Origin of the sequence: Streptomyces sp. 6-11-2, assembly GCF_006540305.1 — a bacterium.
In the GTDB taxonomy this organism is placed as follows: Bacteria; Actinomycetota; Actinomycetes; order Streptomycetales; family Streptomycetaceae; genus Streptomyces.
Map to the genome: position 1 here is coordinate 6,950,186 of NZ_BJOR01000001.1, position 25,085 is coordinate 6,975,270.

A 25,085-nucleotide genomic window follows, 5' to 3' on the forward strand; every position below is an offset into this window, starting at 1 on the left:
GGCCATGCCCTGGCCGAAGTGGATCACCGCGTGTTACGAAGGACCATGAGCGCACACGAGGGACACGGGACGTACGACGTCGTCATCGTCGGCGGCGGGCACAACGGACTGGTCGCCGCCGCCTACCTGGCCCGGGCCGGACGGTCGGTGCTCGTGCTGGAGCGGCTGGACCACACCGGGGGCGCCGCCGTCTCCACCCGGCCGTTCGCCGGCGTGGACGCACGGCTGTCCCGCTACTCCTACCTGGTCAGCCTGCTGCCCCGGAAGATCGTCCAGGACCTGGGCCTGGACTTCCGGCTGCGTACCCGCACGATCTCCTCGTACACGCCCGTCGAACGCGCGGGGCGGCCCACCGGACTGCTCGTGGGCGGCGGCGAGGAGCGGACCCGCGAGGCGTTCGCCCGGCTCACCGGCTCCGACCGCGAGTGGGAGGCCTGGCAGTGCTTCTACGCAATGACCGGCCGCCTCGCCCGCAGGGTCTTCCCCACGCTCACCGAGCCGCTGCCCACCCGCGAGGAACTGCGCCGCCGCGTCGACGACGAGGATGCCTGGCGGATCCTGTTCGAGGAGCCGATCGGCGTCGCCGTCGAGGACCGCTTCGCCGACGACCTCGTACGCGGAGTGGTCCTCACCGACGCCCTCATCGGCACCTTCGCCGACGCCCACGACCCGTCCCTGGCACAGAACCGCTGCTTCCTGTACCACGTGATCGGCGGCGGCACCGGCGACTGGGACGTACCGGTCGGCGGCATGGGTGCCCTGACCGATGCCCTCGCCGCCGCGGCCCGCCGGGCCGGCGCCGTCATCGCCACCGGCCACGAGGTGGCCCGGGTGGCGAGCGACGGGCGCGCCGCGGAGGTCACGTACCGTACCCGCGACGGCGAGGCCACCGTCGGCGCCCGGCACGTGCTGGTGAACGCCTCCCCGCAGGTCCTGGCCGCGCTGACCGGCGAGGAGCCGCCGGAGCCCGCCGAGGGCGCCCAGCTGAAGGTGAACATGCTGCTCAAGCGGCTGCCCAGGCTCCGCGACACCGCCGTCGACCCGCGCGAGGCCTTCGCCGGGACCTTCCACATCGCCGAGGGGTACCGGCAGCTCGCCGACGCCCACGCGCGGGCCGCCGCGGGCGAGCTGCCCGCCGCGCCGCCCTCCGAGATCTACTGCCACTCCCTGACCGACCCGACCATCCTCGGCCCCGACCTGATCGAACAGGGCTACCAGACGCTCACCCTGTTCGGCCTGCACACGCCCGCCCGGCTCTTCGCCCGGGACAACGACGCCGTACGCGGGGAGCTGCTGCAGTCGACCCTCGCGCAGCTCGACGCGCACCTCGCCGAACCGCTCGCCGACTGCCTGGCCACCGACGCCGACGGACGGCCCTGCATCGAGGCGAAGACCCCGCTGGACCTGGAGCGGGACCTGGGCCTGCCCGGCGGCAACATCTTCCACCGGGCGTTGAGCTGGCCATACGCCCAGGAGGGCACCGGCCGCTGGGGCGTGGAGACCCGGCACGCCAACGTGCTGCTGTGCGGCGCGGGCGCGGTGCGCGGCGGCGGGGTCAGCGGAGTGCCCGGGCACAACGCCGCCATGGCGGTGCTCGAAGGCCGGGACGCCTGAGGACGCGGCGCCCCTCGCCCTCGCACACCCGGTGCGGTGGGGACCGGCGCTTCCGCGTCCCCGCCCGGTGGAGAGCGGCGTCCCGTGCCCCGCACCGTGGAGACCCGCTCCCGCACACCCGCACCCCCCTCCGCTACCGGACCATGGTGGTGTTCGCCGCCGCGGCGGGCAGTGTGTGCAGGGTTCCGCCGGACGAGGCGGCGTGAACGCTGCGGCCACCGGGGGAGCAGGCCGTGGCCAGGATCTGGCCGCCGAGGTCGAAGCTCTGCAGCGACGCCCCGTCCGCCGCGTCCAGCAGATGCAGCCGGCCGCTCCAGCCGCCCGCGTACACCGCGGCCCCGTCGGAGCACAGCGCGAAGAACTCCTCCCGCTCCCCGTGGTGCGCGCGCCAGACCGGCTCGCCGGCCGCGGCGCCCAGGCAGTGGACCGTGCCCGCGACGTCCCCGACGATCACCGTGTCGAGCACCCGGACCGGCGGGGCCACCACCGGCGCGCCGAGCCGGACCTCCCACACGGCGGAGCCGTCGGCGGCCGCCAGGCACCGCACCGTTCCCTCCCCGTCCGCGACCACCAGGTGCTCCTCCCACGGCAGCGGCGGTGCCAGGACCGGGGCCGGCAGCCGTGCGGGCGCCTTCCAGGCCAGGGCGCCGTCCTCGTCGTCGACGGCGAGGATCTCCGCGCCCCGCTCGGCCGACAGGTACACGTGCCGGGCGCCGGCGACCACCGGGACGGCCGGGGCGCCCGACGTGTCGGTGAGGGGGTCGGTCTCCCACCACAGCCGGCGGGTGACCGCGTCGAAGTGGTGCAGCCGGCCGGTCACGTCGCCGAGGAACACGCTCCGCCCGCGCAGCAGCACCCGGGCATGGGCGAGGCTGCCGGTGGCCGAGGACCACCACAGGCGGTGCTGCCGGATGTCCCAGGACTCCAGCCGGCCGTCGGCGTCGCACACCAGCAGCACGTCGCCGTCCGCGCACAACTGCACCGGAGCGGTGAAGTCCGGCCTGCGGACCTTCTCCCGGCCCGTGGCCGCGTCCAGCCAGCGCACCGCGCCGCCGCCGTCGGCCACGACCACCCCGTCCTCCTCGGTGGCCACGACGCACTGCGGCCACTCCCCGACGTCGGCGCTCCAGCTGCGCCGTCCCGGACGGAACGGCACGGTCAGATCGGCGGCGTTGCCCGCCCCGGCCAGGAAGTCCCGCAGTTCCGCGCGGTAGGCGGTCAGGGTGCGGCCCACGTCCTCCGGCAGCCGCAGCGCGCCCGGCCGGCCGAAGCCGTCGGCGACCTCGTCCAGCCGGGGGCGGTCGGCCGGATCCTCGGCCAGACAGGCGCGGATCAGCCGGCCCGTGGTGTCGTCCGGCAGCCCGGACAGGTCGGGCGCGGCCCCGCTGACCCGGCGCACCAGCATGGCCCGGGCGTCGTTCTCGGCCGTGTACGGCGGGTGGCCGGTGAGGGCGTACAGGACGATGCCGGCGATGCCGAAGACGTCGGTCGCGAGCCCGGTCCTGGCCAGCCCCCGCACCTGCTCGGGGGCGCAGAAGTGCGGGTGGCCGATGACCATGTCGAGGGTGAGCGTGACCCGCTGGCCGCGGATCCGGGTCAGCCCGAAGTCGATGATCCACGGACCGTCGTGGGTCAGCAGGATGTTCCCCGGGTGCAGGTCCCGGTGCAGCAGCCCCTTGCGGTGCGCGGTGCCGAGGGTGTCGAGGAGTTCGGCGGCGAGCGTGTGCACCGTGTCGCGGGGCAGCGGGCCGCCGTGCTCCTCCACGACCCGGTACAGCGACAGGCCGGGGATGAAGCGGGTGGCCAGCGTGGGCCGCCGCCCGGCGCCGAAGTCGAGCGCGAGCAGTTCGGGGATGCGCGCGCCCCTGCAGCGCTCAAGCGCCTTGCTCTCCTGGTGGAAGCGCTGCATGTGCTGGGCGTCGTCGGTGAACTCGTGTTTGAGGAGCTTCACGGCCGCCAGCGTGTCCGGGCCGTGCCGTTCACCCGGCCGCCGGCCGAGGTAGACCGTGCCGAACCCGCCCGTGCCCAGTCTGCCCAGCAGCCGGAAACCGGCGGCCTCCGGCGGATCGCCGTCCGCATCCAGCGGCATCACCATGTCCACGTCCTTTCTCCGGGCCGCTCCGTGGCGCCCGGCTGGGAGGGGGTCACTGAAGGACGACCGCCTCGTTCTCCGTCGCGTGGGAGAAGCCGATGCCGCACAGCACGGTGGACTTGCCCAGCTCGCAGGTGCCGGTGTCGCGCAGCCGCTCCCCGCCCGCGCGCGGGGCGTCGCGTTCGCACCGCACGACGAGGACCGGGCGTCCGGCCTCCTGCCGGCCGCGTACGGTGACCCTGGCCCGCACCTGCCCGGCGTCCGTCTCCTGGGTGACCTCCCGGCCGTGCAGCGGGATCGTCCGGCGGTTCCCGGTCCGCAGGTCGGTGACAACCAGGAACCCGCTCAGCTCGGGGTTGCGCCGCCGGTGGACGTGCCAGACGAGGGCGGAGCCCAGCAGCAGGACGAGCAGCACGAGGGGGTAGAGCCAGCCGGGCGGGCGGCCGGGCACCGTGCCCCGCAGGTCCAGCGCGGTGACGACCGGCTCGCCGGTGGAGAACGTCGACTCGCCGAGGGAGCCGCGGACCGTCGTCGTCCACGCCGAGGAGACCTCGGCGCGCAGACCCACCCGCGCCTGGAAGTCGCGGGAGCCGGGGACGAGGCTGAACCGGGGCTCCTGACGCCAGGTCAGCGTCATCGGCACGGTCTTCTTCTCACCCGGACGCAGGGTGACGGGAGCGGTCGGCCCGGCCGGGGTCGACCGCGGACCGCCGGCGCTCCCGGTGGTCGTCAGCCGGACGGTCAGCGGCACGTGCCGGGCTTTCGACTCCAGCGTCACCCGCAGCGTCCGGGAGCGGACACCGGTACGGTCCCCGGTGCCCACGGTGACGTGTTCGCCACCCGCCCCGCGCACCCCCTCGCCGGCGACCGACACGGTGACCGTGCCGCCCTGGTCGGCGCGGAGCAGGGACACCGCCTTCTGCGCGCGGACCTGGTCCTTGGCGGCGCTGAGCTGCGAGCCGAGGGCCGTGGGGTCGACCGGCAGGATCCTCGGGGCGCCGAAGGCGTTGCCGAGGACGTCGGAGACCCCGGTGCCCTCGGCGAGCGGAAGCCCGTAGCCCATGATCTTGCGGTCCGCGCCCAGCGCGGCGTAGCGCGACTTCAGCCGCTGCCAGGCCGTGCTGCCCGGACGGGCGTAAGGGCTGCCCGGCGCGTTGACGGCGCCGTCGGTGAGCATCAGCACCGCGCCGACCGGGGCCGCGCTGTGGTCGAGCTGGTCGGCGGCGGCGTCCAGCGCGGCGCCGTGGTCGCTCGCCGACTCCTTGGCGGACTGGGGGAGTTCCCTGGTGAACAGGCCGTCCGTGCGGTTCGCCGGGGACATCGGGTGGACGACGCCGGTCGCCCGGCCGAAGGTGACGACGGCGACCTGGTCGGCGGGCGTCAGCGAGTCGAGGAAGTCGGCCAGGCGCCGCTTGACCGTGGTGTAGAGCGGTACGCCGTCGGGGCCCCGGTCCTGCATGGAGCTGGAGACGTCGACGAGGACGACGTAGGCCGCCGGGACGTCGTCGACCTTCAGCGCGCGGTAGATGTCGTCGCGCGGCGCCGGTGGGTCCGCGGCCGCGGCGGGCGCCGCGCCGCTCAGAGCCAGCAGGAAGGTAAGGGTGAGCAGCGCGGCTCGGTGGGCCGTGGCCCGGGTGGTGGGCATGAGGTGGCGTCCCCCTGGGGTCGTGCGTGGTGGGGTCGTGCGTCGTTCAGGTACGGGTGCGGGCGGCGAGGGAGTCGAGCTTGCGCAGCCGGGCGATCTCCCGGTCGCACTGCCGGCTCTGCCGGTCGAGTTCGTCCTTCAGGCGTGCCTGCCTGCCGATCGCGTGATCGCGGTAGTGCGACCAGATCCGGTGGCCCGTACTGCCCCGGATGAGGGCGAGTTCCAGGTGCTCGCGCTCCTCGGCGGCGCGGCCGGTCGCGTCGTACGAGGTCCAGGCCAGCTCGTACGCCTCGAGCAGGGCGAGGACGCGTTCGCCGACGCGTCCGTGGGCGGCCCAGGTCTGCAGGGCCGCGGCGAGCTGGTCGTTCTCCGCGCCCGTTCGTCGTGCCGCGCAGGCCTGCACGGCCAGCTTCTCGCAGTCCTCCGGGATGCCCGAGCAGCGCGCCGCCAGGCGGTAGACCTCGCGCAGGGCGATCACGGGCCGCAGCCGGGGCAGGCGGTCGGCGATGCGCGGGAGCCACCGCTGGTCCTCGGGCGTCTCGCGCCAGTGCGGCGCCTCGGTGGCGAGCCGGTGCACGGCGTCGAGGACGATCCGCGGGCAGGGGTCGGGCCAGTCCGACAGGCGCAGGGTGAGGTCGCGGCCGGCCTGTCCCGGACCGGCACCGGTGGTCCTGTCGACCGACAGGGCCTGGTCGAGCAGGAGGTGGACCACAGTGGTCGCGTGCTGCTGCGCGGGGCGTGGGTGGAGCGCCGCCCGCAGGGCCGAGACATAGGTGTCGACCCGCCCCGAGGGGCCCGCGGCGCCGGGCTGCGGCGCCGCGGCGGCCAGGGTGAGGAAGCCCGACGGAGGCAGGCCGGCCAGGAGGCACAGCACGTCCCAGTGGGCCGCGGTCTCCGGCCGCATCCGGGCGGGCGGCCGGTCCAGAGTGCGCCGGAGCGGCGAGTGGGTCGGGGCGTCGTCCGCCGTGGAGGGGGAGCGGAGTACACAGCCGAGGAGCCCCTGGAAGAAGCCGGGCAGCAGGACTTCGTCGACGGCTCCGCAGACGACCGCGCCCTCCAGCAGACGTGCAGCCGCCTCGGGGTGGCCCACGGCCCACTTCCTGTCGGCCTCGGCCGGTCCGGTGCCGGAACGCAACAGGGCGTACAGCAGCGGGAGTTCCGGGCTGCCTGCGATGTCCGTCCGGCGTTCGGGCCCGGCTTCACCGCACAGCCACCGCAGCCAGGCGCGGACGAGGACGCCCGGGTCGGTCTGTTCGTACAGGGCCCGGACCAGGCCGCCCGCCAGGCCGGGGACCTGACGCAGCATGGACTGCGTGAAGCGCATGGTGCCCTCGGTGAACGGAGCGACGGCGGGCAGCAGCCGCTCGGTCACGGGATCCGGCACGCCCTGCGGGCAGCGGGCCCGGACCTCGTCCATGACGCCGGCCAGGACCTCGTCCAGGGGATCCAGGCTCCGCCCGGTGGAGGTGAGGGCGGCGCGCATGTTCTCGAAGTCGCGGCGGGCCACGTCCGTCCGCCCGTGCAGCAGATCGTCGAAGAGCTGGTCGCGGAAGGCCTGGGAGACGACGGGGCTCGACATCAGGGGCGCCAGGGCCTCCATTCCGGTGTCCGGGTCCGTCAGTGCCTTCCCCGCGAGGACGGCGAGCGCTCCGGTGCTGATCCCGGGCGTGCGCAGGGCCTGGTTGATCCGGTCGGCGCCCACCTCCTGGCCCTCGGAGACGGCCTGGACGACCGCCAGCGAGGGGTCCAGGGCCTCCAGTACCTCCAGCGCCCGCGCGTGCGCCTCGGGCCCCGAGATGTCCAACGGCTCGCGGGCGTCGGCCAGATGCCGGACGACGGCGTCGCCGCCGTGCGCGGTCCAGTTCTCGATGAGCAGATCGTGGTAGCTGCGCGCCTGCGGGGACAGCTCGCCGAGATCGGGCAGTTCGCCGCTCAGGGTCAGGCCGGTCACCCCGGGGGAGCCGTCGGCGTCACCCCAGTACAGCCGCATGGGCACCTCGGAGCCCGAGGACGTCGAGCTGGCCGCGGACAGGGTGCTGCGCATGCCGAAGGGCAGCAGGGCGGCCACGGAGTCCAGGACGCGCAGCAGTTGGAACGGCTCGTGGTGGCGGTCGCCCGTCACCGCCACCGGGCCGTCCAGCAGATGGGCCGCGGCGGCCGCCAGCCACCGGGTGAGCTCCGAGACCCGGGGGGTGATGTTGGCGCTGACATCGGTGACCAGCAGGTCCTCCTCGTGGAAGGCGAGGTGCGCGGGTCCGGCGCCGGCGCCGGACAGGCCCGCGGCCGCGGCCGCGGTGTGGGCGGCCCGGGCCAGCGCGCACCAGCCGATGCCCGCCGCCCCGATCGCCGCGTAGGGGACGGCGAAGTGGTTGATCCGGTGGATCGCACGGTTGCTGCCGTCCACGCCGTCCGTGCCGTCCAGCAGGAAGACCCCGACCGTGCCGGCCCCGTCCGGGCCCCCGGCGCATCCGATGGTGATCCACGGCAACGGGTCGCCGGGCTCCGGAGTACCCGGCGACCAGTGGTGGACGGCGGCGTTGAACTCGGCGCTGCGGCCGGGCGGGTGGGCGGCGAGAACCCCGTATCCGCTGCTGGTGTGGGGCTCCTTGCCCCACAGGGCCCAGTCGGCGATCAGCCCCGGTGCCATGGCGTGTCCTTCCTCATGCGGGTGTTCGGTGCCGGATCAGGACTGCGTCGGGCCGAAGCCCCGCAGGAAGAGGAACGGTTCGAGGACGTTGACGGGCCTGGGCGGCGCCACGAAGCGCACGCTGTCCTCGACGTGGTTGATCAGGTACGGGTTCTCGAAGTCGAACCCCCGCTCGGGGTCGACCCAGAAACCGACGGCGGAGCAGACGAAGTAGCCGACGCGCTCGGGTGCGAAGAACTGCTCGATCTGCTGCCGGATCTCGTGCAGGCTGCCGTGCGGGAACGCGTGGCACAACCCGTCGAACAGCCGCTTGGCGTCCATGACCTCGGGTTGTCCGGTACGGGGGTTGACCCGGACGTTGCCCTGCTCGCAGGCGAAGCGGAAGACCCGGTCGTCGTCGAACTTCGCCAGGCACACGGCGATGCTGTGCGGCAGGAAGTTGCCCTGGCGCTCACGGCGCATGTTGATCTCGGTGGCCACCCCGCCGAGGACGTCGGTGAAGAAGTCCGCGTTCTGCCGGGCGTCCTTGGTCACCGGTCCGTCGTCGCCGTTGACCTGCCACTCGCGGACGGGATCGACCACGTAGACCATGGCCCGCGAGGCGCCGAGGTCCTTGATCAGCCTGCTTCCGTAGGCGGCCCCGGTCTGCGAGCGCAGGTCGAACGCCTCCCCGGGCAGGTCGCGGACGGTGACCTTGAACTCCGTCAGGTCGCGTCCGCGGTCGCCGCCGCGCCGGAAGAGTCTGCGTCCGGCGCGGGAGAAGCGGGTCCCGGTGAGGTCCCCGGCCAGCGTGAAGCGGACCGGGCGCTGCTCGGTCAGCGTCGCGTTGGGGAACTTGCGCTCGCGGTACAGGAGACGCGCCAGGTCGCCCAGGAACTTCTGGGAGACGTGGTCGTCCGGATAGATGGTCCACTTTCCGTACAGCGGGTCCTGAACGGCCCGGGAGAGGGCGGCCAGCAGCGTGGACTTGCCGCTCTGCATACCGCCCCAGAGGGTGATCGTCGACTCGGGCGAGGAGGTCCGGTCCTCCGGCTCCTGCGGGGCCGCGTCCTGCTTCTCGCGCTGCTCCGCGGCCGCCCCCTTCCGGCCGGACTTGGCGGGCTTGGCGGGTTTGTCGGCGCGTGCGGGCGCGGCCGGCTCGTCCAGCTTCTCCAGGAAGACGCTGGGCAGCGCCTCGTCCTCCGGCGCGGACCGGGGCGCGGGCGCGGTGGACGGGCGCGCCCGGTCCTTCCGCGCGCCCGGGTTTCCCGGACGGAGGCGAGGGGGCGCGGTTCCGGTGCCGGCCGCGGAACCGGCGGGCGGGGCGGCGGTCGGCGGTGGGGGCAGGGCCGCCAGGCCCCCGACGAGGGTGGACCGGCCCAGGACGTCCAACGGCCCCTGCTCCCGGTCCTGTTGCCTGCGGTCCGGTTCGGCTTCCCGGGCGCGCTCGGACCGCGCGTCGTCGTCGACCATGGATGTGCTCCCGCTTGACGGGCGGCGGATGTCGTCCGCCGCACGGTGGTGGTCCGGTCCGCGCGTGCGCGCGCACCGGTGTGTGGGTGAGGTCCTCGTCAGCCGGCCACGGCGTGCTGCCAGTCGGCGGCCGTGCCGTCGGCGACGACCAGCCGGATCGGCGCGCCGTCCTGGGGCAGGCACAGCGCGGGTGCGGCGACGGCGGCGGCGATCTGCCGCGGATCGTGCCCCGCGATGAACCGCCCCTCGGTGCCGAACGCGCCCCAGGCGTGGTCGGCCCAGTACGCCAGGTGGGGTTCGCCCACCAGCTCGTCCATCCAGGCCGGTTCGTCCACGACCGCCACGCAGGCGACGCCCTCGTGGCGGCGTGCCGCGTCCAGTTCGGCCTGCCAGTCCAGCCGGTCGGGGCAGATGCGTACGGGGGCGCCGCGCCGCAGGACCTGGGGCGGGCGGGCCCGCGGGTGCGGCGGCCGGGAGCCGACGACGAGCAGCACCCGGTGGCTGTCGGTGCGCCACTGGTGGCGCCACCCGGGCAGTTCCCCGGGCACGTGCTCCAGCCCGGTGGCGAAGTCGTGCCGCAGGGGGCAGGGGCGCCAGGACTCCAGCGCCCGTGCCGCGTCCGGCGCCGCCGACATCCCCACCCGGTGCACGACGGGGTCGTGGTCGCGAGGCCGGTGGAGCGGGTCGTGGTCGCGGTAGCCGATCAGGCCCACCCGGAGCGTGTCCTCGCCGCCGACGGCGTCCTGTACGGCGGTGACGACGGCCGCGGCCTCCTGGAGGCGCTCCTCGACCGCGGTGCCCCCGTCGGCCTGCGGACCGGAGACCTCCACGGCGACCATCAGGTCGACCGGGCAGGGCCGGGAGAGCTGCCGGGGGGTGCTGGAGGCCAGCGCGGTCCAGGGGGAGGTCTCGGGTTCGTGGTGGCCGTCGTAGCCCAGTTCCACCCGGCTTCTTCCACGCAGGGAGTAGGACAGCGTGGTCCGGGAGCCGGGCGGCAGTTCGAGCCGGTCGATGCGCAGCGAGCGCCACCGGGACGCCGGTTCGTCCCGCCCGGCGGAGACGACGGCGGCGACGCTCTCGCCGGTGGTCGCGCCGGGCGGCGGCGCGGTGACCGGCACCCGTACGACGGGTCCCGCGGCGGTGCGGTCGTCCGCGCGGCTGCCCGCGGGGAACAGCGGCCGGCGCACCAGGTCCACCGTCCCCGAGGCGCCGTCGACTTGGGCGGCGGCGAGCCACACCGTGGTGCGCAGCGGCAGTTCGGCCGTCAGGTCCTCCGGTGCCAGGGGCCAGTGCGCGGGCAGCCGCAGGCACAGCAGCGCGCCCGACTGTGCCCGAACCGCCTCCGCCGCCCGCTCCAGCGGCTGCCAGCCGGCGGCCCTGACGGCGAGCACGAGCGGCTCCGTCGCGTCGCGGTGCGTGCTCCTCACGAAGGCGGCCAGGGAGCTCCGCAGGGCGGCGCCCACCCCGGCCGCGGCGTCGTCCGCACCGCCGGCGAGCAGGAACAGGCGGCTCGGCCGCTCCTGCGGGAGCGCCGCGGACACGGGGGCCAGTTCCGTCCAGGACGTCTCGGCCAGCCGGATCAGCTCCGGACCGGTCGCGCCGGGGGCGTAGGCCAGCCGGTGCAGGCGCAGCCGCTCACAGCCGACCTCCAGGACGTCCAGGGCGGGGAAGTCGCCGGAGGCGAGGCGGGTGAGCACCCATCCCAGGCCCGCCCGTGACCGCCTGGCACGTTCCTGGGCGAGCACGTCCTCCCAGGCGGACCGCCAGGCGGGCGGCGGGGCCGCCGCGGGCAGGAGCCGCGCCACCGCGTACCGGTCGGGCGGCGCCGGCCGGTCGCTCCGCTCGCCGTCCTGTTCCGTGTCGCGCGCGGCGGGCCCGCCGGCCAGCAGGTCCGTGACGCGGAGCGCGGCCCGAAGGTCGGCCGGCCGCACCTTCGCACCGTGGTCCGACTGCACTGTTCCTCACCCCCCGATACGGTCGCCGGCGCCCGCGGGGGCGGCCCGCGACCGCTGTTGCACGTGAATCAGGCATGGAACGGCCCTGACACAGAGGTCACTGAGGCAGCCACGACTGATCGCAGAACCCGGAATCCCCCATCCGGTTGCGGATTCACATTATCGCCCGCTGTGCGGATGGGACCCGTATTCGTGAGCTTTTATTTCCGTCGCTTCCGTGCTGGTGGGGGGCTGGAAGGAATCTGAAAGGAACCTGAAAGAAAGGCAGGGGAATGGGGCTTGTCTTTTTCTGTTGTCGACGGTTTTCCGGGTGCGGGAAAGCTGGAATTGATCGAATTCGACCGGGTGTCGATCTCCTCAGTCCGCGGAGGCCGTCCAGCCCTTCGCCTCGACCCGGGCCGAGTCCGTCGGGCGCGCCTCGTCGAACAAAACGGCGCGGCCCGTCTCGACCCGCTGGGCGTCGACGTAGGCGCCGCGGCCCACGTACAGGCGGTCGGTCGTGTACCGCCAGCGCAGGGTCAGCCGTCCGGCCGCCGGGAGACCGGCCGTGAGCCCGTGCCAGACCCGGCCCGAGTAGCCGGTGGCGGTGCCCGTGGGGTGCGGCTCCGGCTCCTCGCCCCGGCGCGTGGTGGTGAACGGCACCGGCTGCCAGGTGGCGCCCCCGTCCGTCGTGCACTCCAGGACGAGCACGTCCGACCCGGGCTCGGTGTCCCACCACAGGGCGCACCGCAGCCGGGCGCCGCCCGCGGAGGTGTCGAGCGCGGGAAGGGCCAGAGACGCCGTCGTGGCGCTCGCCATCCCGGAGAACCACGCCGTGCGGCCCCGCGTCGGCCGGACCGGTACGGCCCGTGCCAGATCGTTGCCGGTGGCGACGCGCGGAGCGGAGCCGGAACGCCAGTTGCGCACCGGGTGCACGGAGTTGCCGAGGACGACCAGGAACGAGTCGGTGGTCGGGTCGAGGACCAGCGACGTGCCCGTGAAGCCGGTGTGCCCCGCGGTGCGCGGAGTGGCCATCGCGCCCATGTACCAGTGCTGGTGGAGCTCGAAGCCCAGGCCGTGCTCGTTGCCGGGAAAGGCGGTGTTGAAGTCGGTGAACATCAGCTCCACCGACTCGGGCCGCAGGATGCGGGTGCGCCCGTACGCGCCGCCGTTGAGCAGCGTACGGCCCAGGACCGCGAGGTCCCACGCGCACGAGAACACACCCGCGTGCCCGGCCACACCGCCGAGGCTGAAGGCGTTCTCGTCGTGCACCTCGCCCCACACCAGACCGCGGTCCAGGCCCGACCAGGGCTTGCGGGCGTCCTCGGTGGCCGCGATCCGCGGCTTCCAGGAGGCGGGCGGGTTGTAGCGCGTGCGGTCGAGACCCAGCGGCCCGGTGATCCGCTCGTGCAGCAGGGTGTCCAGGGCGCGCCCGGTGACCGCCTCCAGAACCAGCTGCATGGAGATCATGTTCAGGTCCGAGTACAGGTACGCGGTGCCGGGCGGGTTGATCGGCGCCTCGTTCCAGACGAGTTCCAGCTTCCGCTCGTACGTCGGCGCGTCGTACAGCGGGATCCAGGCCCGGAATCCCGAGGTGTGGGTGAGGAGTTGGCGGATGGTGACGTCCTGCTTGCCCGCGCGCCCGAACTCCGGGAGGTACAACGCGACCCTGCCCTCCAGCTCCAGCGTGCCCCGCTCGAGTTCCTGCACCGCGAGCATCGAGGTGAACAGCTTGGAGACCGAGGCCAGGTCGAAGACGGTGTCCCGGGTCATCGGGATCCGCCGGTCCGCAGGGAACTCCACGGCAGTGTCGGTCTTCTCGTCGTACGCCGAGTAGCGCACCGCCATGCCGATCGGCTCGTGCAGCGCCACGGTTCCGCCGCGCCCGGCGAGCAGCACGGCACCCGCGTACCAGGGATGTGTGGGGGACGGGCCGAGGAACGCCTCGGCGTCCTCCACGAGTTGGCGCAGCGGGGCGGCGAGCAGGCCGGCCCGCTCGGGGGATCCGTGCCGCAGGGTGGGGCTGCCGTTCGCCTGGGCTGCGGCGGCCGGGCCCGCGGGAAGGGCCGCGAGCGCGAAAGCCCCGCCCAACGCCAGTGCCCCCAAACCCAGTTGGCGGCGGGTCAGCCCGCCCGCTGTTCTGCCTGCCGCGTCGTCGCTCGTCATGAGGCCTCCCGCCCACCGTCTGAAAGTATCTTTCGGGGATGGTCGTGTGCGGTGAAACTTTCGTGTCAGGCGGGGGCTGTGTCAACGGTGCGTGCCCTCCCGGAGCGATCCGACGATACGTCAACTGACTGCGGGTGGGCGGAATCACGGAGATTCTTGACCTCTCACCGCGCCGGACCCAGGATCATCTGTCATGACGCCTGGACACGGCAGTACGGTCGACGGAGTCCTGCGGCGCAGCGCCCGCCGCACCCCGGCACGCGTCGCCGTCGAGTACGGCGAGCGCTCCTGGACGTACGCCGAACTCGACGACGCCGTCTCCCGCGCGGCGAACGTCCTGCTCGGCCAGGGCCTCGCCCCCGGCGACCGGGTCGCCTCCTACGGTCACAACTCCGACGCCTACCTGATCGGCTTCCTCGCCTGCGCCCGCGCGGGCCTGGTGCACGTGCCCGTCAACCAGAGCCTCACCGGCGACGACCTCGCGTACATCGTCGGTCAGTCCGGCAGCGCCCTGGTCCTCACGGACCCGGATCTGGCCGTTCGGCTCCCGGCCACCGCGAGGGCGTTGCCCCTGCGGGACGCCGGGGACTCGCTGCTCGCCCGGCTGCCGTCCACGCCGCCGTACGACGGCCCCGAACCGCGCTCCGAGGACCTCGTGCAGCTGCTGTACACCTCGGGCACCACCGCCCTGCCCAAGGGCGCGATGATGACCCACCGGGCACTGGTCCACGAGTACCTGAGCGCGATCACCGCCCTCGACCTCAGCGCGGGCGACCGCCCCGTCCACGCGCTGCCCCTCTACCACTCCGCGCAGATGCACGTGTTCCTGCTGCCGTACCTCGCCGTGGGCGCGACGAACATCGTCCTCGACGCGCCCGACGGCGACCGGATCCTCGACCTGGTCGAGGCCGGGCGCGCGGACAGCCTGTTCGCCCCGCCCACGGTCTGGATCGGGCTGGCCGACCGCCCCGACTTCGCCACCCGCGACCTCGGCGGACTGCGCAAGGCGTACTACGGCGCGTCGATCATGCCGGTGCCGGTCCTGGAACGCCTCCGGGAACGCCTGCCGGAACTCGCCTTCTACAACTGCTTCGGCCAGAGCGAGATCGGCCCCCTGGCCATGGTGCTCGGACCCGACGAGCACAAGGGCCGCATGGACTCCTGCGGCCGGCCGGTGCTCTTCGTGGACGCCCGCGTCGTCGACGAGGACGGCAAGGACGTCCCCGACGGCACACCCGGCGAAATCGTCTACCGCTCACCGCAGTTGTGCCAGGGCTACTGGGACAGGCCCGAGGAGACCGCGGAGGCGTTCCGCGAGGGCTGGTTCCGCTCCGGCGACCTCGCCGTGCGCGATCCGCACGGCTACCACACGGTCGTCGACCGGGTGAAGGACGTCATCAACTCCGGTGGTGTACTGGTGGCTTCGCGCCAGGTCGAGGACGTTCTGTACGCTCATCCGCAGGTCGCCGAGGCGGCCGTGATCGGCCTTCCCGACGAGCGGTGGATCGAGGCCGTCACCGCGTTCGTCGTCCCCCGCGGCGAGGTCACCGAGGCCGAACTGATCGCCCATGCCCGCGAGAAGCTGGCGTCGTTCAAGACTCCCAAGAAAGTGATCTTCGTGGACGAACTGCCGCGCAACGCCAGCGGGAAGATCCTCAAGAGGGAACTGCGCGACCGGTTCGGTGCGCGGTGACGGTGTACCCGTCGGCGGAGGCCACCCCCGGCACCCCCGCGCTGACCCTGCGCCCCTGGCGCGCGGCGGACGCCGCCGACCTGGTCGCGACGTACCAGGACGAGACACTGCGCCGCTGGGCGGGTCCGGCCGTGGACGACGAGACCGGCGCGGCCCGGTGGATCCGGGAGCGGCAACGGGACTGGGAGACGGGGGACCGCTTCGCGTTCGCCGTCCTGGAGGAACAGGGCCCCGACGGGCACGAGGACCGGGAGGGGCCCGAGGCGCGCGAGCGGTTGGTGGGCCACGCCGTCGTCAAGGGCCTCCGCCCCGGTGCCCCGTCCGCCGAGGTGGGCTACTGGACCGCGGCGCACGCGCGCGGCAGGGGAGTGGCCCCGCGGGCCCTGCTGGCCCTGACCGACTGGACCTTCGCCCTGTTCGCGGACCGGGGACCGACCCGGCTGGAGCTGCTGCACCAGGTGGACAACACGGCCTCCTGCCGGGTCGCGCGGAAATGCGGCTACGAGCAGGCCGGGGTCCTGCCGGCGGCGCCGCCCGACTACCCGCTCGACGGTCACCTGCACATCCGCACACGGCTCCCCGACGGGGCCTGACGCCCCTCCTGAAAAGTCCCCCTCACGTGGCCTGTTGACGCCGGGACTCGATGGCTAGGCTGACCCGCGGACGACGATTGGGGAGGAGCACGGACGTGGCCGAGAGCACTGTCCAGGAGCACCCGCTCGCGGGATGGGACAAGCCGGAACTGGATCTCAGCAGCGCGCAGTGGCAGTCCAGCAGCGGCGGGCTGGGAGATGTCCAGATCGCCTTCGTCGAGGGATTCATCGCGATGCGCAACGGCGGCAGCCCGGAAAGCCCGTCCCTGATCTTCACCCCCGCGGAGTGGGGCGCGTTCATGTCAGGGGCACGGCACGGGGAGTTCGATCTCACCTGACCGGACACGGACAGGGGGAGTTTCCCTCGTGTTCGGGGACAGGGGACCTTGAAAGCCCCGCAGGGGCCGGCGGCCGAGCGGCGCCGGGCCCGCGGGGAGGTCGCCATCCGGAGGAGAGGAACTCATGAGCACCCCACCGGTCGTCGCCGCCGTCGACGGCTCCGACGACAGTCTGCGCGCCCTGGACTGGGCCCTCGACGCCGCCCGGCGGCGCGGGGCGCCCCTGCGGGCGGTACACGTCCGTCAGTACGCGGCCCTGGCCCAGCCCGACGTCCTCGTCGCCGGACCGCCCGGCGACGACGGCGATCCGGTGCTCGACCTGGCACGCGCCCACCTGGGCGAGCGCACCTCCGGGACCGAAGTCGAGTACGCCGGTCTTGACGGGCTTCCGGGCGCGCTGTTGCCCGAACTCGGCTCCACCGCCCAGCTGTTGGTACTCGGCTCACGGGGGCGCGGCGGCTTCGCCAGCCTGCTGCTCGGCTCCAGCAGCCTGGCCGCGGCCCGCGACGCCGCGTGCCCGGTCGTCGTGGTGCCCCGGCCCGGCCGCGAGGTCCACGGCGAGACGGCGGCCGGCCCGGGGCCACGCGTGGTCGTCGGCGTCAACGTCGACAGCCCCGACGACGCCTTGCTCGACTTCGCCTTCACGGAGGCCGCCCTGCGCGGGGCCCGGCTCCAAGTGCTCGCCGCCTACCCGTGGCCGCCCCCGGCCTGGGTGGCCCCGGCGGAAGTCACCAAAACCTCCGAGGGATGCCCCGGCCTTCAGGCCGGGGAGGAATTCGGTCGCCCGCGGAGCGGGTCAGGGAAAGCCGTTTCGCGGACAGGCGAAACGGCGTCGACTGTCGTACCGCGCCGATAGGTTGGCGCTCGTGACGGCGGAGCAGCAGGAGACGGAGGACGCCGGGTGTGCCCGGTACGTTTTCCGGCTGCGTGTGTCCGCCACTGCCGAGAGGCAGCTGACGGGCGAGTGGGGGCGCTGCCGCTGGATCTGGAACGAGTGCGTCGCCCGGTCCAAGAAGGCGTTCGCCGGGGGCGAGATGTGCGGTCCGGCGCGGTTGGACAGGATGCTGACCGAGGCCCGCGCCGGCAACGCCTGGCTGCGCGAGGGCTCCTCGGTTCCGCAGCAGCAGATCATCCGGGACTTCGGCAGGTCCCGCGCGAAGGCGTTGAAGGACGTCAAGGCGGGACTGCCGATGCGCCGGCGCGCGGGGATGCCCGGGCATAAGAAGCTCAAGGACTCCCGGCCGAGCCTGAACTACACGCGGCGCGGTTTCCGGCTCAAGGACGGGCGGCTGCGCCTGGCGGGCGGCATCAGTCTGACGGTGGTGTGGTCGCGGCAGCTTCCGGCCGGCCCGTCGTCGGTGCGCGTGTACCGCGATGGCGTCGGCCATTGGTACGCGAGCTTTGTCCTTCCGGCCGAGGTGCAGCCGCTGCCGCGCACTGGTGCGGTGATCGGTATCGACTGGGGTGTGAAGGAGCTTGCGACCACCACGTCCGATGCCCACGATCTTCCGCATCCGCAGCACGGGAGGAAGGCTGCGGGGAAGCTGGCGCGCTACCAGCGGATGATGTCCCGTAGGAAGCCGAACAGGGGCCAGGCCGCCTCGAACGGCTACCGCAAGGCGCAGCGGCAGGCTGCGAAGCTGCATCGGAAGATCGCCCGGCAGCGGCAGGACACTGGCCGCAAGTGGGCCAAGGCAGTGGTTCGCGACCACGATGCCATCGCGGTGGAGGATTTCCGTCCGAAGTTCCTCGCCAAGTCCTCGATGGCCAGCAAGGCGGCTGACGCGGCGATCGGCGCCACGAAGAAGGCCCTGGTCGAAATGGGCCGCAAGCACGGCCGTGCCGTGCACCTGGTCAACCCCGCGCACACCACGATGGACTGCGCACGGTGCGGTGCGAGAGCCAAGCACGCACTCCTCCTTTCGGAACGTACCTACACGTGCACCGCATGCGGAGCCCTCTCGCCGAGAGACAAGAACTCCGCATCCGTGATGCTCGTCCGGGCTGGTCTGACCCCGGCTGGTGCTGAGGGCGTAAGACCGTCTGGAGCGCTGCTCCAGGGGGCTGCCTGAGCCAGGAATCCCCTGCCTTCAGGCGAGGGAGCAGTCAACACGCTCATGGTCGACCAGGACGCCGTGGAGAGCGAGACCCGGACCCTGACCGAGGGCTTCCTCGCCCCGCACCGCGCCCGCCACCCCGACGTGCTCGCCGAGCCCCATGTGGCGCCCGGCGACGCGGCCGGGCTGCTGGTCGCCGCCTCCCGCGACGCCGGACTGGTCGTGGTCGGCCGCCACCGCCGGCGCCTGCTGGCACCGGCCCGCATGATGGGCTCCGTCACCCAGGCCGTCCTGCTGCACGCGGCGAGCCCGATCGCGGTGATCCCCCCGTCCCCGCCGGAGGAGTGACGGCGGCCGCTCGGGTGACGCGGCAGGGCGGCGTCCTCGGCCGGTGGCGCTGTCGCGTCGAGGGGGGCGCTGGTCACCGGGCAGCACGACGGGTTCCTGTCGCAAGGGGCGCGGTCGTGGTCGGGGGAGACCAGGAGTCGCGGCACACTCCCGCGTTCGGCGGTGTCGCTGTCGTCGTCGCTGTGAGAGGGGGTGACGGCGAGACCGCCTGGTCACGGCGACCGGTTTCCCTGCCGTGAGTACGAGGCCGGACTCGCCGGGCCGGGACGCGCGGCGGTTCGCTCGGGGCCTCGCCCCGACCACCTCCGCCACGACGGCCCGCGTGGCACCCTGTCGACCGGCCGATGGGACCGAACCGAGCGGGGGGATGGGGGACCCGCCCGCGCCGCCGACCCCGCGTTCCTCACCCCCGCAGTGCGGCCTCCTCGCCCCCGCCGTGCGATCCGGCCCGTCGAGCGACGCCGGCATCGACCCGCCCGCGGCCCGCACTCCCGCCATGCACGTACCGCACCGGACCAAGAAGGCGGGCCGCACCGCAGACGCGGTGGGGCCCGCTCACACCGCGGACGCAGCGGGCCCCGCCCACGCCGCTGATCGCCCTCCCGACCAGCCCCGACGGGCAGTGGCGGCGTGCCGCCACCACACGCGGCACCGCGTGCGCGGCACCGGGTGATTCCACCCCCGGCCGGTGGCCGCCCTCACGCCACGTGGCAGGCCGGGGCACGTACCATGGCGGCATGTCGTTCCTCCGCCGCCGCAACGCCACGCCCGCCGGGCCCGACTTCGACGTCCTGGCCATGGACCCGGGCGACTGGCCCGGCAACCTGGGCGCCGGTCTGCTGCCCGCGCCCGACGGCACCTGCCAGGGCGTGTTCCTGCGTTACGACCTGTTCGGCGGCCGCGGCACCGCGATGATCATCGGCAATCTGCCCGAGGGCTCGGTCGCCCGCGAGGTCGCCGAGGGCGAGGTGCCCTTCGAGGTGGCGCAGCTGCTGCTGGCCCTGGAGAACGACGAGGAGGTCACCGTCGTCGGAAGCGAGGACATGCCCGTGCTCCAGGGCGACAACCTCCTGATCGTGCGCCGGCTGAAGCTCTCCGAGAGCCGTATCTCCTGCGTGCAGTTCGACCGCAGCGACGGCGTCCTGGTCACCATCGCCGCCTGGGACCGGCCGATCACCGACGACCTGTACGCCCTGCTCAAGCCGCTGCCCGCGGAGCTGTTCCAGCAGGGCTGACCCGGCGCCACGCGCAAGGGCCGGCCCCCACGGGACCGGCCCCTCACGTTCTCGTACGACGGACGACCTCGGCCCGCTACCGGGACGACGGCTCCACCCGTACGTCCGCGGCCCGCACGAACGCCACCCGGTGGCCGAACTGGATCTGGTAGTACATGTCCTTGCCGACCACCACCCGGTGCGACGCCGTGGTGAAGGTGGCCGAGTAGTAGTACTCACCCGGCTGCAGGCCGCCCACCACGTACTTCTGGCCCGCGAGCAGCTTGTACGGCAGCGGCGACACCGCTTGGACGGGCACGCCCGCCGGATAGGCCTCCGTCTCCGGGTAGGCCCTGCCGTACACCGGCACGCTGTCCAGCCCGGCCTTCGGCGTCACCACCGTTCCGGCCGCGTCCACCGCCGCCGGCTGCTTCGCCGGGTTCTGGAACCAGGCCTTGTGGCCCAGGTACCAGATCGCCGTCCAGTCGCCCTGCCGGCCGGCGACCGCGTACTGCTGCCCGGTCTCCACCCGCGAGGCCACGTCGTTCACGTCGATCGTCGACGGGCTGCCGTCCGGCCTGAGGCCGAGGTCCTTGATCAGCGGCGAGGTGGTGTCGGGCTGCGAGTAGAGCCGCACCTCGCTGGAGCCGTGCGCGGCGCAGGGCCGGCCGCTGGTGACGCAGCCCGTGTACTCGGGCTGGTTCGTCGCGTAGTCGGGGCGGATCGTCACCAGGCCGCCGTTCTTGCCCGCGGACGGCTCGAACGGGCGGCCCAGCAGCTTGAAGTAGTGCTGCCAGTCCCAGTACGGGCCCGGGTCGGTGTGCATGCCCGGGATGCTCGCGGAGGTCGGCCCGGGCACGGTGTCATGGCCGAGGATGTGCTGCCGGTCCAGCGGGATGTCGTACTTGCGCGCGAGGTACTTCACCAGGCGCGCCGAGGACCGGTACATCGCCTCCGTGTACCAGGCGTCCGGCGAGGCGAGGAAACCTTCGTGCTCCAGGCCGATCGACTTGGCGTTGATGTACCAGTTGCCCGCGTGCCAGGCCACGTCCTTGGCCTTCACATGCTGGGCGATGTGCCCGTCGGTGGAGCGCAGCGTGTAGTTCCAGGACACATAGGTGGGGTCCTGGATCAGATTGAGGACGCCGTCCCAGCGGCCCTCCGTGTCGTGGATGACGATGTACCGGATGGACTGCGTCTTCGGCCGGTCGCCCAGGTCGTGGTTGCCGTAGTCGTCACCGCCGAACTCCTCGTACGGTGCCGGGATCCACTCGCAGGACACCGAGGCCGGGCACTCCGTACCCTCCGCCGAACGGTGCGGCAGGGCCGTCAGCGTCAACTGGTCGGTGCGCGGGGCGACGCCGGGCCGCGCGGCCAGGACGACCAACTGGCCGGAATCGGTGGTGCGCCGCTCACCGGAGCGGATCACGTTGTACACGTCGTCGGCGTAGGCCGCCGCCGTGGCGCTGTCGTCCGCGCCGGAGAACCGGGCCACCGCGCCGTACCAGGCGGCCGGATCCGCGCTCAGCGGTTCGCCGAGCTTCTTCTGGGCGGCCGCCAGCAGGGCCGCGCCACCCGCGATGTTCGCCGACTCGTCCGCACGCAGCCGCGCGGCGGGGATCCCGGTCAGCCCGGCCGCCTTGGGCAGCGTCTTCAGCCGGGCGGGCACGGCTGATTCCGCCGGCGTCTTCGTCTCGGGGTGCAGGGCCGGCCGCGCGTCGTCCCCGCGCGCGTCCTCCGTGCCCTCACTGTGGTGCGGGGCTTCGGCGAGCGCGGTGCGTGCGTCGGTCAGGTGCATCGGGCCGTAGCCGCCGGTCACGCTCGGGGCGCCGCTGTGCCCGTCCCAGCGCGACTGCAGATAGGACACGCCCAGCAGGACGCTGAGCGGCACGTGGTATTCGGCGGACGCGGAGGCGAACGCCCGCTGCAACCTTCCGGTGTCGTCCGTGGCGGCGCCTGCGGACGGGGTGCCGCCCAGCAGCGGCAGCAGCAGCGCCGCCGAGGCGACGACCCCCGCCGCGCTGCGCGCGCTTCTGCGTCCCGGCACGGGTCTGGGGTCGATGGCGGATCCTCGCAATGCAGCCTCCTGGGGCGCTCGGGCGTAGCGGGGCGTGCGGGGCCGGCGTGGATCAGTGGTACCGGCTGTCCGACGATCCGTCAATCATGTGCACAGGAAGGCGATTCCCCATGTCAAACGGCATCTCGGCGAGTTTCTGCACGGCACCCCCGAGGCCTGCGCGGCGTCAGTGGCTTACACCAATGGCCCCTACGGCCACTGCTCCGAAAGAGCTGAACGAGAGCCGGGCCGGGGACGGGGCGAAGGGGGCGAGCGGCGGAGCTGTCAGGGCATGACAAAGGACCGCGGGCACCCGGTCGATGGGTGCCCGCGGACCGTTGTCCCCGTCAGCGAGTGCCGACGGCTGCGCGTACGGCCCGGCGGGCCAGTTGGCAGTCGTCGTGGAGCCGCCGCAGCAGCAGCCGCTGTTCCTCGCCGGACGGCGCAGCACCCGGGTGGGCCGTGCCCGGTGCCGCCGGGGCCGTATCGTGCATGGAGCGCTGCACGGCCGTCTCGTAGGTGCGGATCTCCCGGGTGAGCACGAGCATCAGGTTCACCAGGAACGCGTCCCGCGTGGCCGGGCCGGCCGACTGGGCGAGCTGGCTGATCTGCCGCCGCGCCGCCGGAGCGTCGCCGAGCACCGACCACAGCGTCGCCAGGTCGTAGCCCGGCAGGTACCAGCCCGCGTGCTCCCAGTCCACCAGCACGGGGCCGGCCGGGGAGAGCAGGACGTTCGCGAGCAACGCGTCGCCGTGGCAGAACTGGCCCATGCCCTGCCGGCCCGCGGCGTGCGCGATGCCGTGCAGCAGCTTCTGCAGGTCACCCAGGTCGCGGTCGGTGAGCAGACCCAGCTCGTGGTACCGGGAGATACGGGCGGCGTAGTCCAGCGGGGCGTCGAACGTGCCCGCCGGCGGCCGCCATGCGTTCAGCCGGCAGATCGCGCCCAGGGCAGCCCCGATGTCCGCCCGGGGCGGGGCCTCCACCGGGTGCCGTTGCAGGGCGGCCACCCGTCCCGGCGTCCGTTCGATCACCAGCGTGCAGTTGTCCGGGTCCGCCGCGATCAGCCGGGGCACCCGGACCGGCGGCCGGTGCCGGACGAACGAGCGGTATGCGGCTATTTCGTGCCGGTAGCGCTCCGCCCACGCGGGGGAGTGGTCGAGTAAGCACTTGGCGACAGCGGTGCTGCGCCCGATGGTGCCGACCAGGAGCACGGACCGCCCGCTGCGGCGCAGCACCTGCACCGGAGCGAACTCCGGGCAGATCCGGTGCACCGAGGCGATCGCCGTGCGCAGTTGCGCGCCCTGCGGGCCGGACAAGTCGAGTCTCCCGCTCAGCGTTTGCGTGCCGGGCCCCATGGCGTGCCGCGCCCGGCCGGCACCGAGCGGGGGGGCCGCCGGACGCAGGGGGTCGAGGTGGGGGCCGCCGGTGCCCTGACGGGTGCGCAGCGACCGGGGCGGGGCGGACACGGAGGACGATGCTGCATACATGGGGCGGGACCGATCCCTTCGTGTGCCTGATACTTCAGCGCGCTCCCGGCCCGGACGCCCGGGTGCACCCTGGGGAATGTCCCTCGGCGACCGGGTCGGGGTGGCGCGTTCCTACCTGACACCCGGTGCGCACTGGCACACCATGTGGCGCACCCTGGCGAACCCTGGCGAATAGTCGCCCGGCAAGTCGCGGCGGGTCTACTGTCAACTCAGCCGAGTACCTGGGGGCTTGACGTGACAGGACAACCCAACACCCGTCTCGCGGACCTGTTCGGCCTGGCCGGCTGGTCCAAAGGGGAACTCGCGAGGCTGGTCAACCGGCAGGCGGCGGCCATGGGCCACCCCCAGCTGGCGACCGACACCTCTCGGGTGCGGCGCTGGATCGACATGGGAGAGATCCCGCGCGATCCCGTACCGCGGGTGCTGGCGGCCCTGTTCACCGAGCGTCTCGGCCGTGTCGTGACCATCGAGGACCTCGGTCTGGTACGGCACGGGCGTACAGGGAAACGGCAGGGCGACGGGAGTGCGGAACATCCCGACGGAGTGCCGTGGGCGCCCGAGCGGACCGCCGCGGTCCTCACCGAATTCACGGGAATGGACCTCATGCTCAACCGACGCGGCTTGGTGGGCGCGGGCGCCGCGCTCGCCGCGGGCTCCGCACTCAGCAGCGCCATGCACGACTGGCTGCAATCCGATCCGACACTCAAGACCGAAACCCCCGCCCTCGACCATCCCCTGCACGCCGACCCCGCTGGGTTCGACCGCTACGACGCCGCCCCCATCGGGTCGCAGGAGATCGAGGAACTCGAACGCTCGGTGGAGGTGTTCCGAGCCTGGGACGCCGCCCGCGGCGGCGGGCTGCAACGCAAGGCGGTGGTCGGCCAGCTCAACGAGGTGGGCGGCATGCTCGCCTACCGCCACCCACCCCATCTCCAGCGGCGCCTGTGGGGCGTCGCCGCCAACCTCTCGGTGCTCGCCGGCTGGATGTCCCACGACGTCGGCCTGGAACCCACCGCCCAGAAGTACTTCGTCATCGCCGCCCACGCCGCCAGGGAGGGCGGCGACCGGCCGCGCGCCGGGGAGGCGCTGTCCCGCGCGGCGCGCCAGATGGTGCACCTGGGCCGGCCCGACGACGCGCTGGACCTGATGAAGCTCGCCCACTCCGGCGCGGGCGACCGCCTCCAGCCGCGCACCAAGGCGATGTTCCACACCATCGAGGCCTGGGCGCAGGCCTCGATGGGCAAGGGCCAGGCGATGCGCCGCACCCTCGGACAGGCGGAGGACCTCTTCGTCTCGGACACCGGCAACGCGGAGCCGCTCGACTGGATGCAGACCTTCAAGGACGAGGATCTGTACGGCATGACGGCGCTCGCGTACCGCACGCTGGCGGAGCACGACCCGAACGCGGCCGCGCACGCCCAGCACTACGCGGAGAAGGCCTTGGCCCTGCGCGTCGACGGACGCGAGCGGTCGAAGATCTTCGACCATCTGTCCATGGCCTCCGCCTGCTTCATCGCGGACGACCCCGAGCAGGCGGACCGGTACGCACGGCTGGCTCTGATGGCGATGGGATCGAACTCCTCCCGCCGCACCTGGGACCGGCTGCGCGAGATGTACCGGCTCACCGCCGAGTACGCCACCTATCCGAAGGTCGGCGAGTTGCGGGAGGAGATCCGGTTGGCCCTGCCCAAGCCGAAGGGCAGGAACACCGGCAGCGCACCGGCGTAGGGTCCCGGTTCCGTACGCGGG

Annotated in this window: 15 protein-coding genes and 2 pseudogenes; 9 read left to right on the forward strand and 8 right to left on the reverse strand. The window is 73.5% G+C overall.

Translation table 11 applies throughout. From position 1 onward, the window contains the following. Nucleotides 1–45: 45 nt before the first annotated feature. Entirely contained in the window at nucleotides 46–1,614 is a 1,569-nt protein-coding gene (locus TNCT6_RS31125; protein ID WP_141364321.1) for an NAD(P)/FAD-dependent oxidoreductase, read from the forward strand. Nucleotides 1,615–1,747: 133 nt separating this feature from the next. Here TNCT6_RS31125 and TNCT6_RS31130 read toward each other — a convergent pair whose 3' ends face one another. The 6 genes from TNCT6_RS31130 to TNCT6_RS31155 all read right to left on the reverse strand — a co-directional run bounded on the left by TNCT6_RS31130 (nucleotide 1,748) and on the right by TNCT6_RS31155 (nucleotide 13,550). Then, nucleotides 1,748–3,709: a PQQ-binding-like beta-propeller repeat protein gene (locus TNCT6_RS31130; protein ID WP_141364323.1), complete on the reverse strand. Its 1,962-nt coding sequence runs from the start codon at nucleotides 3,707–3,709 to the stop codon at nucleotides 1,748–1,750. A gap of 49 nt (nucleotides 3,710–3,758) precedes the next feature. Next, entirely contained in the window at nucleotides 3,759–5,351 is a 1,593-nt protein-coding gene (locus TNCT6_RS31135) for a vWA domain-containing protein (protein WP_141364325.1), read from the reverse strand. 46 nt (nucleotides 5,352–5,397) lie between these two features. Next, complete coding sequence (locus TNCT6_RS31140; RefSeq protein WP_141364327.1) at nucleotides 5,398–7,998, reverse strand: hypothetical protein; 2,601 nt, start codon at nucleotides 7,996–7,998, stop codon at nucleotides 5,398–5,400. Between the two features lie 36 nt (nucleotides 7,999–8,034). After that, the gene (locus tag TNCT6_RS31145) at nucleotides 8,035–9,450 is read right to left on the reverse strand and encodes a hypothetical protein (RefSeq protein WP_141364328.1); all 1,416 of its coding nucleotides are present in this window, start codon (nucleotides 9,448–9,450) and stop codon (nucleotides 8,035–8,037) included. 98 nt (nucleotides 9,451–9,548) lie between these two features. Beyond that, nucleotides 9,549–11,405 carry a hypothetical protein gene (locus TNCT6_RS31150; RefSeq protein WP_141364329.1) on the reverse strand — a complete coding sequence of 619 codons (1,857 nt, stop codon included), beginning with the start codon at nucleotides 11,403–11,405 and terminating at the stop codon, nucleotides 9,549–9,551. 357 nt (nucleotides 11,406–11,762) lie between these two features. Continuing rightward, on the reverse strand, nucleotides 11,763–13,550 hold the full coding sequence (locus TNCT6_RS31155) for a serine hydrolase domain-containing protein (RefSeq protein WP_141364331.1): 1,788 nt from the start codon (nucleotides 13,548–13,550) through the stop codon (nucleotides 11,763–11,765). A gap of 193 nt (nucleotides 13,551–13,743) precedes the next feature. On the opposite strand from TNCT6_RS31155, the gene TNCT6_RS31160 reads away from it, so the two are divergent. The 7 genes and pseudogenes from TNCT6_RS31160 (at nucleotide 13,744) to TNCT6_RS31190 (ending at nucleotide 19,814) form a co-directional block, all read left to right on the forward strand. Then, nucleotides 13,744–15,243 carry an acyl-CoA synthetase gene (locus TNCT6_RS31160; RefSeq protein ID WP_141364333.1) on the forward strand — a complete coding sequence of 500 codons (1,500 nt, stop codon included), beginning with the start codon at nucleotides 13,744–13,746 and terminating at the stop codon, nucleotides 15,241–15,243. Continuing rightward, on the forward strand, nucleotides 15,240–15,836 hold the full coding sequence (locus tag TNCT6_RS31165) for a GNAT family N-acetyltransferase (protein ID WP_141364335.1): 597 nt from the start codon (nucleotides 15,240–15,242) through the stop codon (nucleotides 15,834–15,836). Before TNCT6_RS31160 ends, TNCT6_RS31165 begins: the two co-directional genes overlap by 4 nt. Before the next feature lie 95 nt (nucleotides 15,837–15,931). Next, nucleotides 15,932–16,174, forward strand: a complete 243-nt coding sequence (locus TNCT6_RS31170) for a DUF397 domain-containing protein (protein WP_141364337.1) — start codon at nucleotides 15,932–15,934, stop codon at nucleotides 16,172–16,174. 124 nt (nucleotides 16,175–16,298) lie between these two features. After that, nucleotides 16,299–16,904: pseudogene (locus TNCT6_RS31175) on the forward strand (universal stress protein); the annotation flags it as partial. Nucleotides 16,905–17,103: 199 nt separating this feature from the next. Further along, nucleotides 17,104–18,246, forward strand: a complete 1,143-nt coding sequence (locus tag TNCT6_RS31180; protein ID WP_373996216.1) for an RNA-guided endonuclease InsQ/TnpB family protein — start codon at nucleotides 17,104–17,106, stop codon at nucleotides 18,244–18,246. Nucleotides 18,247–18,294: 48 nt separating this feature from the next. Next, nucleotides 18,295–18,579 (forward strand): annotated as a pseudogene (locus TNCT6_RS31185) (universal stress protein); the annotation flags it as partial. A 737-nt stretch (nucleotides 18,580–19,316) separates the two neighbouring features. Next, nucleotides 19,317–19,814: a hypothetical protein gene (locus TNCT6_RS31190; protein WP_141364343.1), complete on the forward strand. Its 498-nt coding sequence runs from the start codon at nucleotides 19,317–19,319 to the stop codon at nucleotides 19,812–19,814. A gap of 76 nt (nucleotides 19,815–19,890) precedes the next feature. Here the strand turns inward: TNCT6_RS31190 and TNCT6_RS31195 are convergent, their stop codons facing one another. Together TNCT6_RS31195 and TNCT6_RS31200 are read right to left on the reverse strand one after the other, a co-directional pair. Further along, nucleotides 19,891–21,870, reverse strand: a complete 1,980-nt coding sequence (locus TNCT6_RS31195) for an N-acetylmuramoyl-L-alanine amidase (protein WP_141364345.1) — start codon at nucleotides 21,868–21,870, stop codon at nucleotides 19,891–19,893. A 326-nt stretch (nucleotides 21,871–22,196) separates the two neighbouring features. Then, nucleotides 22,197–23,336, reverse strand: coding sequence for an aminoglycoside phosphotransferase family protein (locus tag TNCT6_RS31200; protein WP_141364347.1), 1,140 nt, complete (start codon nucleotides 23,334–23,336; stop codon nucleotides 22,197–22,199). 234 nt (nucleotides 23,337–23,570) lie between these two features. On the opposite strand from TNCT6_RS31200, the gene TNCT6_RS31205 reads away from it, so the two are divergent. Continuing rightward, complete coding sequence (locus TNCT6_RS31205; RefSeq protein WP_141364349.1) at nucleotides 23,571–25,064, forward strand: hypothetical protein; 1,494 nt, start codon at nucleotides 23,571–23,573, stop codon at nucleotides 25,062–25,064. The last annotated feature ends 21 nt before the right edge of the window (nucleotides 25,065–25,085 follow it).

What these genes read in the sequence shown, in the direction of transcription:
- TNCT6_RS31190 (WP_141364343.1), top strand. Translation starts at nt 19,317, where the DNA reads ATGTCGTTCCTCCGCCGCCGCAACGCCACGCCCGCCGGGCCCGACTTC.
- TNCT6_RS31155 (WP_141364331.1), bottom strand. Translation starts at nt 13,550, where the DNA reads ATGACGAGCGACGACGCGGCAGGCAGAACAGCGGGCGGGCTGACCCGC.
- TNCT6_RS31125 (WP_141364321.1), top strand. Translation starts at nt 46, where the DNA reads ATGAGCGCACACGAGGGACACGGGACGTACGACGTCGTCATCGTCGGC.
- TNCT6_RS31130 (WP_141364323.1), bottom strand. Translation starts at nt 3,709, where the DNA reads ATGGTGATGCCGCTGGATGCGGACGGCGATCCGCCGGAGGCCGCCGGT.
- TNCT6_RS31135 (WP_141364325.1), bottom strand. Translation starts at nt 5,351, where the DNA reads ATGCCCACCACCCGGGCCACGGCCCACCGAGCCGCGCTGCTCACCCTT.
- TNCT6_RS31160 (WP_141364333.1), top strand. Translation starts at nt 13,744, where the DNA reads ATGACGCCTGGACACGGCAGTACGGTCGACGGAGTCCTGCGGCGCAGC.
- TNCT6_RS31145 (WP_141364328.1), bottom strand. Translation starts at nt 9,450, where the DNA reads ATGGTCGACGACGACGCGCGGTCCGAGCGCGCCCGGGAAGCCGAACCG.
- TNCT6_RS31200 (WP_141364347.1), bottom strand. Translation starts at nt 23,336, where the DNA reads ATGTATGCAGCATCGTCCTCCGTGTCCGCCCCGCCCCGGTCGCTGCGC.
- TNCT6_RS31140 (WP_141364327.1), bottom strand. Translation starts at nt 7,998, where the DNA reads ATGGCACCGGGGCTGATCGCCGACTGGGCCCTGTGGGGCAAGGAGCCC.